Below are 18,076 nucleotides of genomic sequence, written 5' to 3'. Positions count from 1 at the left end.
ATAAATGACTAAATATTTGCTAGAAGTTTCTGAATTTCATCAATAAATGGCTCAAAATCAGGATTGTCGGTATCGTAAAGATATGCATTGCATGCTTTCAGGGCATCAGGAATATTACTTCCGTAAAAATCGAAATCTTTTTCACTGATAGGCATAATAAATGTTCGTCCATACCCCGAAGCAAGATCAATGGCAGTCTTCCATTCTGTGCGATAAGGATGATATTCGTTATGTTGTTCTTGAATATTATGTGTCATAATAGGAACAAACAGTTTAGTAGATTTGATGCCTGCAATAATTTCATTCATAAAATTACCTCCCATGCTGATGCTGTTGCGATCGTACCACACATTTATTCCTCGTTCAGACATCGCCTCATAGAGTTTAGCAGTAATCTCTGCATCTGCACGAGAATAACTGATAAACACATCAGTACCCTGTTGTGGCATGTTGAAACGTGTTTTTTGCATTTCTGCCTCTTTTTCTGCGATCAAACTTTCTATTTTGTTAACTACTTCTTCTGCATCGCGTTGAGTGAATGCGTCAATACGTTTCATAAATTGTAGAAAACTATCTTCTGCTATAGGGTCGACAACCATTCCCATGGGTTGATTGTCTATCTTCCCCTTCAGTGAGAAACATATGAAACGGCTGAGCCAGTCAGAGAAACTATTACCTAAAAAGAGCAAGTATTTCGACTGAAGTTCAGCTGCAAGATTCTGTGGTCTTTCTGCCGAGCTGAGCCATGAACGACAAAAAGATAACATATCATAGTCTGTAACTACATATTTCTTTTCAGAGTGGCAAACCTTTCCAAACATATAGTATACTGTAGGCTTGTTGATGTCAGAACGAATACTAATATCATCATTGTGAGAGGGGTCATTCGTGAATTTCATCACACGTAAACAGTCGGCTCCCCAAATTTCCTTCATGGCGTCTTCAACAATGGGAGAAAAAGAGGTGGTGATAACAAAAGGAAATCGCTTGTTTCCCAATAATCGTTTCAATAATTTTGAGGGTTGAAAAAGCGGTTGACTAAAAGCATCACCAAGCATTGCATAGATGTTCTTACGGTCATTGGCATCAAAATCTTTGTCATACAATAGCTCAGAGAAAGACTTAGGATGAGAATTAATCTCGTAGGCCTCAGCCAAATCATCAATGAGTATTTGATGGGGGTTGCTTCCTTTTTCATCGTCCACGAGGAATTCTGGACCTATTACTGGAATAACGTTTCCTTCTAATAATCGTGTTATCAGCAAGTCCCATTGCCTTGTATTTTCGGAATCTTCTTTCCTTATTTTCGTAAATATAGCTGGCATACATTCATTGTATGTTTAGTTCTGATGCAAAATTAGTAAAAATATTATTAAAACAAAAGAAATCAAATATAAATTTTTATTTGGTTGTAGTCCCCGCCCTCTTTACAATGGAATCGTTTACCTGTGGTCCATTATTCTCCCATACGTTACCGGGTCCATTGGCATTCTTCAGGAATTTCTCCTCAGGAGTCCAGTTGTCACGTAAGGTGATGTTAGATGATCCCTCATCGGTATAGAGGTAGAACCAGTGATTGGGGTCGTGGACATATCCCGGTCTGGCAATGTCCCGTACCACATTCTCACTAATGACGGTACCGGGTTGGTTGCCGAGGGTATAGATCCCGGCACAGTCATACATGTGCTGCGCATAGTTGTAAATCAAGTTCGCATGCACCTTATTATCTTTCATGCATACAAGGTCGCGGTTCCAACCCCATCCCAAGGAGATACCTGTGTAACTGACATCATGGATGGTGTTATGCTCAATGGTGATTTCATTGACATAGCCGGCAGCGACGGCAACACATCCCCAGTCCTCGTTCGTCACGTCATAGAACTCCGACTGTGCGATGGTCTGTCCTGTACATACCTCCCGGAAATCGGTGGGCTGATAGGGGAGATGGGTCTCCAGTCCTTCTGGGGAGAAAGAGCCGCAGACATAGCCGTTCATGGCGATATCGGTAAACGTACAGTTCGTCGTCATTCCACGACGACATCCGATGACATAGTCCAGACCAGAGCCTCCTAAGTGCTCGAAGCGACAGCCGTCGAAGTTGATGGCTTCTGTATATCGTAACTCGATAGCAGCGTCGGCGCGTCCCAGCCATCCCTGATTGTCAAGCTTATGGTTGTTGGGACGGTCAATCTGCGGACGTAATTTATACGCCTCCGTCAGATACATGCCAGCCTGCAAGGGGACATGTCCTTTCTCAGAGGGACGCATCCATGTGGTGTGACTAAAAGTGATCCCTTTGAAGGTGATGTTACGGACAGGATGCTCGGCGGTGCCGATGAACTCCACCAGCGTTTCCATCACTGGTACGACAGCCTCTTTGACCGTCTCTCCTTGTTGTGGCAGATAGTAGAGCTTATGTGCTCGGATGTCATGATACCATTCCCCCGGCTCATCCAGTAATTCCTTGGCATTTGTCAGGTAGAAAGGGGAGGGGTGTCCTGTATTGGGTGTCATCGGAGAAGGCCAGGGATGCTCAAACTGTAACTTCGCCTCCGGGTTATGAAAACGGATGGCTGCGGAGTCACCTTGTATCCTGATACTCTTGATACGCAGATTGGAGGTACACCACATCTCGTGCAACACCATCTCTGCATAAGGAGCATTCAGGATTCTCTCCACAGCTTTCTTAGGAACCCATAGTATCTGTCCCTTCTTGTCGTAAGTACGGATACGGAACATCTTCTCAAAGTCACTGACATCGCGAGCTCTGGTAGCTTTCTTTCCATTGACCCATAGCTGGCGGAAGTCGATGGGACGACCGTTGAAGTCGGGGACATCAGCCACCAACAACTTCCCTTGTCGTTTCCATTCCAGGATTTTGATACCACCACTGATGACGGCATCAGTACCCTCGATGGTCAGTCCACTGTCTTCCGGACGCAGACGAAGGGGCTCATATAACCGGTAGACCCCTTTACTCAGATGAATGGTCACAGGTCCGCCTTGTCCCAGTCGTCGCATCTCACGTGCTTTACGTACCGCATCAGTGAGTGATGAATCGGGAGTGACATAAAAGTCTGATGGGGACGCATACGTTGATACGCCCCTCATCAATAAACCTAACAGGATGATGGTGATTTTTCTCATGATGTTATCGTGCTAATGGCAACCAGAGTGACATGTCCTGAATACCTCGGTTGTCCCAGGCATAGTAGGGGATGAGTCTTACCTTTACCTTCTTTGGGGTGACAGAGCGTATCTCCCGATAGAGTGTCTGGTTGTCCCATTGCTCTTGGTTGGTGAGTACAGCCTCTCCTTCCAGGGTCGTCATCTCATGACCGCAGAGGGTCATCTTCTGTTCCGTAAACTGGATATCGGCAGGAATGGCGATGTCGTTGATGCGGTAACCGTCTTCGATATCCTCACCTTCCAGACAATAGACGATGGGACCGCGCATGACGGCAATCTGATTCTTTGCCTCTTCCACCAATGGGTTTGCCTCTACGAGACGCGGATGCATGTCGAGGTTTAGCTCGATGATATCCCCCTTCTTCCATTTACGGGTGATGCGGAGGTCGGCATCCTCTCCATTGACTTTCACGTTATACTTGTCACACCAGTCGGGTCGATGCAGTTGGATTGTCTCTAGGTTCTTTGCCTTCTTGATGGTGAGAGTGATCTTTCCGTTCCAAGGATAATCCGTCATCTGTTCCACTTCCCATTCGTTGGTTTTCAAGTTGTTCTGTCCGTAGAGGTTGACATAGAGTGTTTGTCCATTGACGGCATAGGCATATTCCTGTGCCTGACAGAGAGTACGCAAAGTATTGGGAGGACAACAGAAGCAGGTGATGTAGTGCTGACGGTGTTTGGGCCATCGCATGGTATAAGGAAATTCCTTGGTGCGACGCAGAGCCTCTGTGTAGAAGAAGTCTTTGCCGTCGAGGGAGATACCAGAGAGGATTCCGTTATAAAGCTCGTTCTCGATATTGTCGATGTATTTAGCATCCCCCGTCGTCTGGAACATACGCCAGGAGAAGAGCATCATACCGATCTGTGCGCAGATCTCGTTATGGGCAGCCTCTTGTGGCAGTTGGAACTGTCTTCCGTAAGCCTGGTGGATCTGTTGGATGGAAGGCTGGTTATATGTAGTGCCATCAGGTGACACACCATCGTAGAGAGCCCCGCATCCTCCCATGATATAGATTTTATGCTGGATGATGTCGTCCCATATTGCCGAGAGGTTCTTCATCAACTGTGCCTCTCCCGTCTCCGCATAGAGATCGGCGACACCCGCATAGAGGTAGTTGGCACGGACGGCATGTCCCATCGCCTCATACTGGTCGCGGAACTTATGACGATCCTGGTTATGATCCTCGCCATTTGTCACACTGTCGCGGATAGCGATAAGTCCCTTTGCCAATGTCAGGTATTTCTCTTCCCCTGTCTCACGGTAGATCTCGGCAGCTCCCATATAATGAGAGGGACAGATGGCATTACGTGACAGTTCCGCGGCGTCATTGGTCAAGAAGTTATAAAGGAAGTCCGCTGCTTTCTTGCCACAGTTAAACAAGGTCGTCTTTCCTGTGGCACGCTTATGGATGATACCTGCGGTAATAAGGTGACCGAGGTTGTAGGTCTCGAAATTCAGACGAGAGGCAAAGGCATGCTTTTGGTCTTTACCGATCTCGATACCTGCGGCATTCTCCGTGATGGCATGAGTGTCGATACCAGCGTTGCGCTCAGAGATGACCACAGGGGTATGGATATATCCGTCGGCACGCTGAGCGAGAGCTACTTGCTCAATGAATTTGTCCATCAGCGCATCGAGTTTCGGGTCTTTGGTAATGGCATAAACCGTCGCACACGCTTCCAGCCACTTATACATGTCTCCGTCGTGGAAGGGAGGACCATGATGCTTGCCTTTCACAGTACCTGCGGCAATCTCGAAGTTGCGGAAACCATTACTGCCATGCAGTCCCATGTTATCGATGGTCTCCCAGGGTGTGTTCCAAGTGTCCCACATGTCCCAGATACCCGTTGTGGAGAGCATGTTAAAACGGTCGCCCCAGAAACCGCCAGTCCATCGGACAGCCCCCAGAGGGGTGTTGGTCATTTTCGCTTGCTGACTGTGACTCATGTCGGTGAGTCCGCCTTGTGCCATCACAGTGGTGGCACAACCTATCATGGTTGTAATCAGTAATTTCTTCATAATTGTCCTCCTCTTGCTTTAACACGCTCATACCATGCCTCACGCTCTTTAGTCAGGTCATATCCTCGTTTGGTCAGGTAGTTGTTGATACGTCCTTTGTATTTGCCGAACACCTCATGTTTCTTCTTCGAACTTTCTGCGTCGATAGCCAGTTCACGAGCCTCTTTCAACCAGGCTAGGATCTGTGCTTTCTCCTCATCCTTCAGAGTAGGGATCATGTCACACTGTGCCTCGTAGGTCACCTTCACCACGTTGAAGGTCATCACGTCCTTAACCCGCTCGATATGGTGAGGTTTCAGATACATCGACAAGTCAGTCTCGAAGCCGAAGTGTGAACGGTAGAGCTTGGAGTCACACAATGCCTCGGCGAGTTTCTTGTCCGTCTTCTTGATGGAGTCCCGTTCCGCGTAGATATCGTTAAGCTTGAAGTAGCGGTTGGCGATGATATTGACGACGTTCTGTCCCATGGGTGTCCATGTGATACTCAGTTCGTCAGTAGCTTTCTGGGAACGTCCGATGATGGTCTGTACATATTGAGGATCACGTCCTTCACTGTCGAGTTTGACGGCAGCCTCGGGGTAGGAGTTGAAGGTCTCTTTCAGACAGCGTACATTGGCGCCATAGTTCATCTTCACATTCCGTACCATCTTCACGTCACGGCTCCGTTCTACAAACAGCCATCCCTTCCAGTTCATCTCGTCAAGGGTCTGCTTGATGAGTGGCAGGTTGATAGCGGGATCCTTAGAGATCCACACACTGTCTGTGTTGGAGGCATGGATGGCACAGATGTTCTTGGCACCCAGTTTCTTCATATCCTTGGCGATGTCCCAACCGTTCTCGATGATGGTCTGCCACTTATAGAAGATGGCGATACCGTCGCTTTTGATCTCCTTCAACAGTTTGAGGTTGCCAGCGGCATCTAACGGAGTGTCGATACCAACGACCTTACCTCGTGCTTTTGCAGCCTCACCGATGGCATGCAGCCGACTGACGATCTCTTTCCGTTTCGACTTGTCCGTAGACCAGTCGTTACCACTTCCGCCCAAAGGCAGGAAGGCGACTTTGACATTCCCCATGATATCCATGGTGTTGAAACAGTCGTCCAACAAAGAGAGATAGTTGTCACGCTGAGTGAGGTCCTGTCCGTAGAAACCACTCATGGCAACAGCCCCCACACGGATGCCCAGACTGTCGGCGGTGTGTTTGAAGAGGGCGGCAGCTTCCGGCTCCCGCATCTTGTTGTCGAACATCTCACGCTTGCCCAGTCCTCCCATGTCCATCTCTATACCGTCACATCCTAAGTCCTTGGCGAGTTGGAACTCACCCAGTTTCTGACGTTTCAGTACCATCCAGTCACAGACTCCTACCTGATAACGCTCTTGAGCCATCAGGGAGTCAAGACATGACATACCGCATGTCAGGATAGATAAAAGTAAAATACGCAGTTTGCTCATATTTGATTTGTTATTTAATTCAGTGCTAACGACTGGTGTATAGCAACAAATATCCGCATCTTCAACTCATCCTTTTCTTCTTGGGAAAGGGGTTGGAGAGGCGGGATAATAGAATAAAGTCGTTCTTTCTTCTTGTTTTTTCCTTTTGTTGCCATTATCTTCCTTTTTAATAAGGACGGAATAATGGCAATGGTGTAACCATTGAGGGAGCAGGGGCTTTTATACCGCTTGTTTCATCTGTCCCGCATATTCGCGGAGCCGGCTGATACTACGATGCATCAGGTTACGCACACTCTGGTAGTTGATACCCATAATACGGCAGATATCCTCATATTTACGATGCTCGATATAATAGAGATTGATGATCTGCCGCTGGCGGGGTGACAGCTTCTCGAAGAATTTCTCCACGTTACTCGTGAGTTCCTGTTGCCGTTCCATCCGTTCCTGGTTGTACTCCTCGTATTCTGCGAAAACCTGTGTGTTAGTATCGTTGATCTCGTCGCCTGTCATCTTCCCGTTACGACGGAACTCGTCGTGGATACGGTTGCGCAGGGAGATGAACAAATAGTTGTCCACATTGTCTATCGGACCCAGGTTCTCCCGTCTGGTATATAACTTTACAAAGACATCCTGTATACAGTCTTTCAGCATCTCACGGTCTGTCGTGAAACGGGAACCGAAGGCAAACAACTGGTCAATATGTTTGTTATAGAGCTGTGAAAAGTCTATCATCTTAGTAGTTTGTATTTGAAAGTAGTTCGTTGTCAACTGCAAAATTAATAAATAATTTTGGTAAACAGCTATAAAACGGACATCTTTTTCTTTTTTTCTTAATATTTAATACATTTCACCTTTGTGCGGGATGGAGCCAATAGAGCTTATTCCCCTTGCTGTCATTAGGACGGAAAATGTCCTGTAAGCGTGTTCCTTTCTGCAGAAGGGAGATATCACCCGTCTGCATGTCAATGGTGTAGATATTGTATTTCCCAGATGCAATCGACAGACTCGTCTCTGAGGACGGTGCATATACAAGGTAACCTTTCTGTGGGGCACCCAAGGCGATACAGTTGCTGTCCTCAAGGGGTTTCATCTGACAGATGTCTTTCAAGAGTTGAGCGTTGAGCGTTGAGCGCTGGGCGTTAAGTGGGATGTTGGGAAGGGAACCGCCAGCCAGGAGGATAGCCCATCCGTAGGTGGGATATTGCTGGGAGAAGAAGGTCACTGCCTTCTCCGGGTAACGGTTACGATACTCGGTAACGGAACGGTAGGCTTCCTCAAATCCTGTCTTTCCCACCTTGACCTTACGCATCCACTGTCGTGGTGCCAGGTTACGGCCACCCTCAGGAGCCCATAGCTCTTTGGTGTTGTAATGCCAGTAACGGATATCGATGATGTCGACGACCTTGCGTAGCTTGGGGTCTGCAAGGATACTGTCCTGTACGTCTTTCGTACAGCTGAGGGCGATGAGGGGATGCTGTCCTGTCTCTTCCTCCCATTCCGCTATCATCTCTAGCCAAAAGCGGGTGAAGTGAAGCGGTCCTGTATATTCCGCACTGATGGAGTGTATCACGTTAGGTTGGTCTTTCATCTGTTCCAGACACATGCGGATATACTGTTTGTGCAGTGGACGGAGCACAGGGTTCTGCTCGTTATAGAACTGTTCCGCCATGAAGATACGCTTATCGCCAGCGAAGGGCACAGGCTCTGGGAAGTCCGTGTTATTGATATTGTTGACAGGTCGCCAGGGACAGTCTACCCAGTGGGCACCTGCCTCCAGGATGTTATGCTGGAAATAATGCTCGTTATAGAGGAGGATATACTGACTTGCCGCTTGATACGCAAAATTATTCAGACGGCTCCAGTACCAGCGGTTGGGTTTGGTTAGGTCATAGCGTGACAACCCGTCCCATGCTGTACCTTCACCAGAGCGGGAGAAAGGTTGTTCATAGAAAGGTGCCCATACGTCACCATCGGCACGACGGACACGCTCATGGTCTGTCCTGCGCAGGTCATACCAGAGTCCGTAATTATGATATAAAGAACTATAACGATTATTAGCTAAGTAGTTGACTACCGAGTCGATACGGTCGGTCCATCCCATCCCCTCGCGTCCTGGTACAAAACGTGTGACGGCAGGTTTCGCACCATGCTCTATGAAGTTGTCCTTCACTCTTCCGCTCCACCAAGGGATGGCATATTGGTTGCCTGTCACCAACATCCCGTCAGCAGTCAAATACCCGTTGACAATCGCATATCGCGTTTGGGTATGGGGATGGTTCTGTGGTGCTGTTGTCGTATGCCGGCTGTTAATGGAACCGTTTCCATGAGTATTGGCTGTAAACGGAATACTGTCGAGCCACATCTCCAAGGTGAGTCTCGGCTGGGTCAGTGATTCCTGTGCCAAAGCCATCGCCTGTTCTACTGTCGGCGAACTGGACGCATTGGTAGGACGGGGGAGGATATAAGGTTCGAAGGGTAGTTTCCCTAATCGTTTCTCCAACTGGTCGTAGAACAGACTGCGTGGTGTCACGTGGTCGTTACTGCTGGTCCATTCTCCATTACCAGTGAGAGTACCCCAACAGCCATGAGCACTGGAACGGTTGTCGGCATCCGGGGAGTAGCAGGAGAGGGTAGAGGCGGTACACTGCCACAGCATTGAGTTTGCCGTGTTCCATCCTGTCCCGAACTGAAACTGTTCCAGATTCGCGAAACGGATATCGCTGCCGTCGATATTGACGATGTCGAAGAGCAGTCCTGCCGCCCATGATCCGATACTGCCACTAAACCCCAAAGACTCCTCACCCTCACATTGTACGAAGGCGTTAGGACCTGCGGCACAGTAGCCTGCGGCAAAGTCGTGGATTCCCTGACGGGAGATACAACGCTGGAAAAGCGTCTGTTGTCCGCGAGTCAGGAACACCTGTCGTCGCCAGCCTCCTATCTCTGAGACGGGATGGTGGGCAAGACAGTCTTCTACTGTGATACGACTGGTCTGCTTCTGCAGGTTGACAGCAGAGCCTGCCAGGTGTTGGAATATCACCCTGCGTACCCATCCGTCGCGTACATTATTTATATAAATACCATCCCAGCAGTGGTCCTCATCCTTGGCATTCCAAGCAGCATGCTCAGCGTCGATCGTCAGGTTCTCCACACCACATTCTGTGATCTCTCCTTTGTTGTAGTCATTGACCACGAAAGCTCCTCCGTATGTCTGGGAGAGGGTCGTGGTGACAGGAGCGTCGATGGTGATCGTCGTCCCGTTGATGGCTGTGATGGTGCGATCCCAGATGATATCGATATCCGTTGCCTTCCAACCCGTATAGTCGAGTCCGCCACCGAAGTCATTCATCTTCAGCGACGCAATCCACTCGGTGGTACTGGGACGCTGGATGTTGATACGGCTGCCCACTTGCAGTCCTTTCGTAGACTTCAACGTGAGTTGCGTACTGCCAGCAGGAACTTTCTCGTTGATGACGGCAATGGCGTCACCCTCTGGTTTACCAGACATACCTTCTATATAGATGGCGGCACCACGATCGACACCCGTCTTCATGAGGATGGTCTTCTGCTTGTCGACACCTCTCAGCACGATGCCGGATGTCGTGATACGGATGGCTTTGCTGATCTTGAAGACACCCTCCCCGAGCAGGATACACCCTCGATAGCCGTTCTTGTCAGGCTTCAACAGTGCCACCTCGTCTATCGCTTGCTGGATACGACTGCTGCAGTCGCCTTCCTGCCATACCATATACTTGGTGACGGGGACGTCTGGTATTGCCCGCTCAGAGGCATGATAGCCGCAGGTGGAGTAGTCCATAGGGATATATACTTCCTTCTTGGGCTTGGGAGCACCTGACAGATTCGTTACCATACAGACTGCCGTCAGTAGTGTCATGATGCGAAAATTATGTCGTTTCCTCATTTTGTATTGTTTTAGCGATTAGATGAATATGGGTACAAAGATAGAACAAATTGGGATAATAAGCAAATTTATTAGCATTTTTTCCGAATGCAAGACAAGCAACACGGTTGTTAGTGCCTGTGTAACCGATGTGAAGAGGCAGCCTTCGCGGGTGTTAGAAGCATCCTAACTGGTTGCTGACTCCAGTCAACAGATCTGCCGACTCCAGTCAACAAGTCTGTCGACTCCAGTCAACAGGTCTGCTGACTCCAGTCGACAGATGATAAAAGATAATCTAAACAAAAATCGGATGCACCATTGCGATGCATCCGATAGAGAGATAGATGTGTTTCTGATTACTCAGCGAGTGGGTCGAAGGTACCAGGAGCACCTCCCTTGTTGTAGTCACCCCAACCGATGGTCTGCTCCAACTGCTTGTTCTGGTTCTGTACACCACTGTTGAAACCAAGCAGGTAGTAGAATGGCTGGAACTTGATATACAACTTGTTCTTCTGAGAGTCGTATCCGTCACCCTTCTGCTCCTTGACAGCCAGGTTCTCCTGATACCAAGTCTTCAGGTTAGCCAGGTCGTCAGCCAGTGTGGTACTGTTGAAGTTGATGCCGGCAGGACGAACGCCACCACCCTTCAGCAGAGGATCGCCATCCCATTGTGCAGTACCCAGACCGTATTTGTCAGCAGTACGATACTGCAGCTTCTCACGACGCTGTCCGTTCAGCGGTTTGAAGCCCAGCCAAGTGCAGGTGTTACCACCCCAACCAGTGACAGCCCAAGAGCTCTTGAGGGTAGCTTGTCCCTCACCACCGTCGAAGAGCATCCAGCGACGCATATCGTCGAAACGCTTGCCCTCGTAAGCGAACTCAATCTGACGCTCATACAGGATAGCACTCATACATGCAGCCTGCTCGTCACCATTGAAGTCAGCGGTAGTCCTGTCGGGAACACCAGCGCGCTGGCGGACCTGGTTCAAATAACCCAGTGCGGCACTCACGTCACCAGCACCACATGCAGCCTCAGCTAAGTTCAGCAGTACCTCTGCATAGCGAAGCTCGATGAGAGGAGCGGCAGAGTAGAATGGACCTGCACCTGCTTTCCAACCAGCAGGATTATAGCTGTAGAGTGGTGAGCCGTTCACATCGAGGTCGTCACTCTTCTTACGAACAATAATACTGTTGCCATAAGTACCACCAGCACCTAAGTTATCGGCACCATAGGAGTTTCCACTCTCAGGGTTGCCCTGCTGACTGGATTCTGTATACCATACATAGCTCCACAAGGTATAGTTAGCACCATCTCCTGGGTTGTGTGCGTCATGAATGGAAGCATCACCATTATATGCCCAACGGAAACCAGGGAAGGCGAAGGTACGATAGAAGCGTGGGTCACGATTCATGAACGGATAGTCTGTATCCAGTGCGATGTCGGAAGTCTTCAACTTCGTGTAGTTGTCTGCTGCGGCAGGAATCTTACCGTCAGCCATCGGGAAGAGGTTGAGGATCATACGTGAGGGAGAAGGTCCGTTACCACCTGTGTTGTCAGGACGGATCATACGCTCCCATGTGTTGTTCTTCGCAGCATCGTCAATACCTGTCAGGATGGCGGTGGTGTTATAGAGGGTGAAGAACACAGCCTCACGATTGTTGGTCTTTCCGATCTGTGTGAAGACCTTGGCAAAGGTACTGCCGTTTACGTCATCACTAGAAGTATAGAGACCATAGCCACATGCGTTGATGATAGACAGGTCGTCCTTCATCTCATTGTAGGCTTCCGTCCAACGAGACTTGTCGTTAGCACGGTTGAAGATAGGACTTGCCCACAGCAGCAGGACACGACCTTTCAGAGCCAGTGCGGTACCAGAGGTGACACGTCCGTAGTCTGAACCATCTCTCCATCCACCGTCTGTCGTCTCGTCAGCCAGTAATGTGGCAGCGGCATCTAAGTCTTCCAGGATGAACTCGATGGTCTCCTTGGTGGTAGAGCGTGGGGTATAGTTGCTCTCAACGGGTTCGAGCACTTCCTTTACCAAGGGCACACCACCATACCACTTCACCAGGTTATAGTAGCACCATGCACGGAAGAAGTAGGCCTGTCCCATCAAGACACCTTTCTGTGTTTCTGTCAGAGAACTGCTCTCTATGCCACGGAGGAAGTCGTTGATGTTACGGATACGTCCATAGACAGCCTCCTGGATGTTGTTGGATGTTCCCATGAAGAAGTCAGGAACAGAAGTAGAGGTGGAGTTGTCACTCGACATGATATTCTCAGGGTTAACAAAGTCACTGAAGCCTGCGTATTCCTCTGTTGACTGACTGGCAATATCACTCAGTCCACATGCAGGATACTTCCATGACATTGTAGAAGTAGTGGGAAGACACCAGCCATAGAGGTCGTTGAGTCGTCCGTTCGCTCCATCGTAGTCATTGTACACCTCAGCACCCACCTGGTCGTAGTTCTTCTTCTCCTGCAGGAACTTGTCACTGCAAGCAGAGAATGCTAACATGGATGCAATGCCAAAGCTGAAATATTTAATTGCTTTCATAATTCTTACCTTATTTGTTTATATTAGAAACTCAAGTTGACACCAATCGTCCACTTACGCAGATTAGGATACTTGCCATAAGCACCTGCCAATGGGCTCATGAATCCGTCAGGATACGGATTGTAGAAGTTAAGCAGGTTCTGACCCGTAATGTTCACACGGATGTTCTTGATACCAACAGACTTGTACAGTTTGTTAGGAATAGTGTAGGCAAGAGTCAGACGACTCAGACGGACGGTGGCAGCACTGACACGCCAGAAACTGGAGGCGTTGCTGTTGACGCCGTAAGCAAGGTTAGGATAATGAGCATTGCGGTTCTCTTTCACAACGATATTACCTGAACCATCCTCTACGTCCTGATAAGCATACATGTTATCGGGATTCCAGAAAGAAGGCATATTGTAGAACTCGATGTTGCTACCAGATGCCACACCACGAGCCTCAGCGGGAATCAGTGTGTAACCACCCCAGCTGGCACCCATCTGGGCAGTGAGGGAGATTCCCTTCCACTCTGCGTTCATGTTGATGGTGAAACCATAAGGATTAGAACGGTTAGACAGACATACCTGGTCGTTGTTGGCATCTACGACACCATCAGGACCCTCATACGTCTTGGTCTCCTGGTTATAGGCACCACGTACATCCTTGTAGATCAACATACCTGGACGAACCTGGTCTTTGGTCATACCCATGTAGGTAGTGATGTTGTACTTGGCAAAGTACTCTTCGATATCCTGGAACGAACGGAACATACCGATGCACTGCATACCCCAGGTACCGATGTCTGTACGTCCACCAGGAAGAATCTGACGATAGATGTAGTCGTCCTCAAAGTCCATCACCAGTACCTCGTTGTCGTGGTAACCGGTATTCAAACCAACCTTGTACTTGAAGTCCTTACCAATCTTGTCACGCCAGTTGAGGCTGATTTCCCAACCCCAGCTGTTCATCTCACCAAGGTTGGTGGAGGCTGACTGCGTACCAACAGTAGATGGAACATTCTGGGCGAGGTTCATCAACATCTCGCGGTTCCGCTCCTTGTAGTAGTCAACATTGATACCCAGTCTTCTGTTGAGCACTTGTAAGTCAAAACCGATATTGGTCTTGTATGACTTATCCCAGTGTACGTCACGATTGACGGCAGAAGTATTCTTATTAATAGAGATACGGGTATTCTTACTTGGGTCGAGATTGGTACCCTCACCGAATACGATACTCTTGTTCTTGTCGAGAGTGTAGATCTGCAACCACTGCCAAGGTGTCAGGTTATCACGACCGGTGATACCCCAGCTGGCACGAATCTTCAGGAAGTCAATCCACTTCAGCCATTTCACGTTCTGGAACCAAGGCTCCTCACTGACAACCCAACCTGCGGAGAGAGCAGGGAAGGTTCCCCAGTAGTTCTCTGGAGCGAACTTCGTAGAGGCATCTGAACGGAGCAGGAACTCAAACAGATAACGGTCGGCATAGGAGTAGTTCAGACGACCGATGTATGACAGCGTACCACTCTCAGCACGGTTAAACTGCAAGGACTGGTCACCCTTTGTAGAGTTAGACTGATGGGTAGAGAAACTGTAGGGCTCGTTAGCCTGGCTGAGGTTGTACTCACTCTCTGTCTCAGACTTCTCTATAGAGAACAGGGCACCAACAGTATGCTTGCCAAAGGTGCGGTTGTAGTTGAACGTCAAGTTCATCTGATAGTTGTCTGTACGAACCATCTGGCGACTGCTGTAGTTACCGTTGGCATACTCAATAGGATTGAAGTTGCTGTAGTCCAGATAATTAAAAGTAGGATCATCGCCAGCGGTTGGTGTATAGAGATGCTGACCAGAACCGTAGCGACGTTGCATGGTATAGAGCGTATAGGCAGTACCAAACTCGTTAGTCTTGTCAGTATTGATACTTTTAGAGTAGGAGAACTTCACCTTCAAGCCTTTCAGGATCTTGCTCCATCCGAAGTCGTAGTTAATACTACCACTGATATTGATGGTTGATGTCTTACTCTCTGAGAAGTCACCATTGTCCTGCAGAGTAGCGAAATGGTAGTTCTGGTTCTGGACACGTGCACCATTGGAAGGACCATAGCTTGGTACAGGATAATCGCCAACATACTCAGGCATGTAGCGAGGACGTGTCAGCATCAGGTTGTAGTCTTTCTCTGAATTAGTACCACCGACCTTCAAGAGAGGCTTGTCCTTGGTACCATAGTCACCACTTACCGTCAAGTTGGCACCCAACCACTCACTGATTTTCACGTCAACACCAGCACGGTAGTTCCAACGGTTGTAGTCGAGTTTACCTAAGTTACCATCCTGTGAGAAGTAACTGATGCCGGCAAAGTAATTCACTTTCTCTGTAGCACCACTGACATTGACAGCGTGACGCTGTGTGAAACCTGTCTTCCAGTACTTGTCCAGCAAGTCGTAGTTCAGATTCCTCATCGCAGCCAGCTCGTCAGCCTGGAAGAGAGCTGTCGTGTGGTTCAGACTGGTATTGGTGGGGTCAGCTGCAATCACGGAGTTATACAGACGACCGTAGTCATAAGCACTCAGCATCTTAGCACGAGACACCTCATTGGTGAAACCGAAGGTACCACTATAAGAAATGGTGGGAGCCCCCAGCTTACCTTTCTTCGTAGTGACAAGGATAACACCGTTTGCAGCACGGGAACCGTAAACGGCTGCAGAGGCGTCCTTCAAGACAGAGATGCTCTCCACCTCAGAGGGGTCGAGGTTGTTGAAAGCCTCTTCACCTAAGTTGTGATAGGTACTTCCTACCTTCACATCGTTAGGATAGATATAACCGTCGATAACATACAGAGGAGACTGGGCATTAGATCCTATCTCACCCAGAGAGTTGACGTCACGGATACGCATGGTGGCGTTCTCACCAGGACGGGCATCACCACCGGAAACGGACAGACCGTTTACCAAACCACTCAGTGAGCTGGCAAGACCTCCGTTAGCCAAGTCTTGTACGTCATTCATATCCACGGTAGCCACAGAACCGGTCAAGTGAGCCTTCTTCTGAGTGCCGTAACCTACGACAACGACTTCCTCCAAACTCTGCTTATCCTCTTCCAGCTTCACCGTTCCACCAGGAGTGACGGTCTGGGTCAGATAACCGATATAGGAGATAGTTACTTTTCCACCTTTGGGAATAGTAATCTTATAATTACCATCAAAGTCAGTGATAGTGGCGGTCTTTGTGCCTGCCACCGTCACCGTTGCACCGATAACAGGCTCACCTGCCTCGTCAAGCACGGTACCTGATACCGTTTGATTCTGAGCCAGAGCCGACAGTGAGAACAGTGACATGACAAGGCTCAGACATAAGCTGATTATAAATTTCTTATTCATAATGTATCGATTTATCGTTATTGGGTTTAGTTAAGCCAGCGGGGATCACCGATAGTACTGGAGATGGGACCGCTAGGCTTGAAGTTCAAACCGTAGTTTGGCTGAGTGAAGTCGATCTCCTTAGACAGGTCGTCGACGTTGAAGCCGGGATCTTCCTCCGTACCCCACGTTTCCTTATCGGTACTATCCAGCGTTCCAAAGTAGGCCCATAAGGTATTCCTTTCTTTACTGTAGTCATAGGTACAGTTCTTGTGGAAGAACTTCTGCAGACGGAAACAGTCTACGATGATATTGTCATAATAGGTGATGACATACTTGTCCTGTTGTGGTGTTCGGTCGGCAAAGTTCTTTTTGTCGAAGATACGGACGAACGTGTTGTTCATGAAAGTACAGGTTCCGTCTGCGGTCGGGAAGCAACGGTCAATGTCCTTGTTGCTGAATCGGATGGTGAAGCACTTTTCGTTAGAAACACAGTTGTATATCGTACTCTCAGTAACGGTAATGCCCTTGATACAGCCATACCAGAAATTGCCACCACTTGGAGCAATCCAATCAGAGGAGTAGGCAGAGAAGACGGAGCTGTTGGAATTTTTAGAGCCGTCATTCTTTAACTGGATAATACTGTTCAGCACACGCAAGTCAGCGATACCCCATGAACATCTGCCTACACTGAAGAAACAATTAGGTACGTTCTTGAAGGCACACTCCTGAACGATGATGGGTTCCTGCAGGATGTAACAATCAGCAGGCTTTCCGCTGTTCTTCCCGGCGGCGATGCCCTGTGCCTCTGCGGACTTCGTTGCGGGAGGTTCCGGAGACATCTCAATGACACCCCATTTGTTGGTCATGGCAGAACAGTCGAAGTTGATGAACTTCAGCTTCAGTTGAGATGAGGTATAGATGACGGCACTTTCACCCATGATTACAATAGGATGATTAACCTTGGAACCACGTAATGTCATCTTGTTGTCCATAAAGTCAATCGAACCGTTGCAGGTGTAACTAGCACCAGCCACTAACTCAAAAGCCTGTTCGTCTTCACTTTCAGTCATATTGGCATTAATGAATTCCGCAATGTCATTTCCTACAGGAATCACCTTGGCATCAATCATCGTAGAGTAGGAATATACGGTAGCCTCAGTAGCATCTGTATTATTCAGTTTCTTGTTGCCCAGAGTCCTGACACTAACCATGTATTTGGTGTCCTCTGCCTTGGGAAAGGTAAAGGTAACACCATCAAGGACGCCCTGGACAAGTTCAATTGGATTGTCAGGATCGTCCACATTGTAAGCAGCGTACTCATAGCCACCGGCTCCTAGTACAGCTTTCCATGTCACGACGATACTTTCAGTACCATCGGAATTCGTTCGTGAGCTGAAGTTGTCTTTCGTCAATTCGGGTGATGTCATCTGAGTGTTTGTAACAGGGCTGACAAACGTCTCCTCGTCGAAACCATCCTTAGCGCACGATGTAAGGAAGAGTGCACTCACTCCAATTAGAGCTAATGTGCAGATCTTACTGTACGTAAATAAATGATTCTGTTTCATAAATTAAGTTTTAAGTTATACATGTATAAAAATTAGTAGCTATATAGA

9 protein-coding genes are annotated in these 18,076 nt (G+C 48.4%); all 9 read right to left on the bottom strand.

Annotation, left to right across the window (positions count from 1 at the left end; genetic code table 11):
- Window positions 1–8: 8 nt before the first annotated feature.
- The 9 genes from BM257_RS05580 to BM257_RS05540 all read right to left on the bottom strand — a co-directional run bounded on the left by BM257_RS05580 (window position 9) and on the right by BM257_RS05540 (window position 18,028).
- Complete coding sequence (locus BM257_RS05580) at window positions 9–1,325, bottom strand: toll/interleukin-1 receptor domain-containing protein (RefSeq protein ID WP_092069488.1); 1,317 nt, start codon at window positions 1,323–1,325, stop codon at window positions 9–11.
- A 76-nt stretch (window positions 1,326–1,401) separates the two neighbouring features.
- Entirely contained in the window at window positions 1,402–3,147 is a 1,746-nt protein-coding gene (locus BM257_RS05575) for a right-handed parallel beta-helix repeat-containing protein (RefSeq protein WP_092069485.1), read from the bottom strand.
- Window positions 3,148–3,151: 4 nt separating this feature from the next.
- Entirely contained in the window at window positions 3,152–5,209 is a 2,058-nt protein-coding gene (locus tag BM257_RS05570) for a glycoside hydrolase family 127 protein (RefSeq protein ID WP_092069482.1), read from the bottom strand.
- Window positions 5,206–6,558 carry a DUF3826 domain-containing protein gene (locus BM257_RS15260; protein WP_369821311.1) on the bottom strand — a complete coding sequence of 451 codons (1,353 nt, stop codon included), beginning with the start codon at window positions 6,556–6,558 and terminating at the stop codon, window positions 5,206–5,208. The genes BM257_RS05570 and BM257_RS15260 overlap by 4 nt, the downstream gene beginning before the upstream one ends.
- 324 nt (window positions 6,559–6,882) lie before the next feature.
- The gene (locus tag BM257_RS05560) at window positions 6,883–7,395 is read right to left on the bottom strand and encodes an RNA polymerase sigma factor (RefSeq protein ID WP_092069479.1); all 513 of its coding nucleotides are present in this window, start codon (window positions 7,393–7,395) and stop codon (window positions 6,883–6,885) included.
- Window positions 7,396–7,510: 115 nt separating this feature from the next.
- Entirely contained in the window at window positions 7,511–10,585 is a 3,075-nt protein-coding gene (locus tag BM257_RS05555) for a DUF6298 domain-containing protein (protein ID WP_092069476.1), read from the bottom strand.
- A 335-nt stretch (window positions 10,586–10,920) separates the two neighbouring features.
- Window positions 10,921–13,122 carry a RagB/SusD family nutrient uptake outer membrane protein gene (locus BM257_RS05550; protein ID WP_092069473.1) on the bottom strand — a complete coding sequence of 734 codons (2,202 nt, stop codon included), beginning with the start codon at window positions 13,120–13,122 and terminating at the stop codon, window positions 10,921–10,923.
- Window positions 13,123–13,145: 23 nt separating this feature from the next.
- Window positions 13,146–16,481: a SusC/RagA family TonB-linked outer membrane protein gene (locus BM257_RS05545; protein WP_092069470.1), complete on the bottom strand. Its 3,336-nt coding sequence runs from the start codon at window positions 16,479–16,481 to the stop codon at window positions 13,146–13,148.
- A 26-nt stretch (window positions 16,482–16,507) separates the two neighbouring features.
- Window positions 16,508–18,028, bottom strand: coding sequence for a DUF4992 family lipoprotein (locus BM257_RS05540; RefSeq protein ID WP_092069467.1), 1,521 nt, complete (start codon window positions 18,026–18,028; stop codon window positions 16,508–16,510).
- Between the last annotated feature and the right edge of the window lie 48 nt (window positions 18,029–18,076).

The organism is Prevotella sp. tf2-5, from assembly GCF_900115435.1.
Lineage (GTDB): Bacteria > Bacteroidota > Bacteroidia > Bacteroidales > Bacteroidaceae > Prevotella.
The sequence above is the reverse complement of the archived record's forward strand: the minus strand, read 5'-3'. Positions and strand labels throughout refer to the sequence as shown.

Bases quoted from the DNA above. Each gene is read 5' to 3' on its own strand.
- BM257_RS05540 (WP_092069467.1), bottom strand. From the start codon at position 18,028: ATGAAACAGAATCATTTATTTACGTACAGTAAGATCTGCACATTAGCT.
- BM257_RS05555 (WP_092069476.1), bottom strand. From the start codon at position 10,585: ATGAGGAAACGACATAATTTTCGCATCATGACACTACTGACGGCAGTC.
- BM257_RS05580 (WP_092069488.1), bottom strand. From the start codon at position 1,325: ATGCCAGCTATATTTACGAAAATAAGGAAAGAAGATTCCGAAAATACA.
- BM257_RS05570 (WP_092069482.1), bottom strand. From the start codon at position 5,209: ATGAAGAAATTACTGATTACAACCATGATAGGTTGTGCCACCACTGTG.
- BM257_RS05545 (WP_092069470.1), bottom strand. From the start codon at position 16,481: ATGAATAAGAAATTTATAATCAGCTTATGTCTGAGCCTTGTCATGTCA.
- BM257_RS15260 (WP_369821311.1), bottom strand. From the start codon at position 6,558: ATGGTACTGAAACGTCAGAAACTGGGTGAGTTCCAACTCGCCAAGGAC.
- BM257_RS05550 (WP_092069473.1), bottom strand. From the start codon at position 13,122: ATGAAAGCAATTAAATATTTCAGCTTTGGCATTGCATCCATGTTAGCA.
- BM257_RS05560 (WP_092069479.1), bottom strand. From the start codon at position 7,395: ATGATAGACTTTTCACAGCTCTATAACAAACATATTGACCAGTTGTTT.
- BM257_RS05575 (WP_092069485.1), bottom strand. From the start codon at position 3,147: ATGAGAAAAATCACCATCATCCTGTTAGGTTTATTGATGAGGGGCGTA.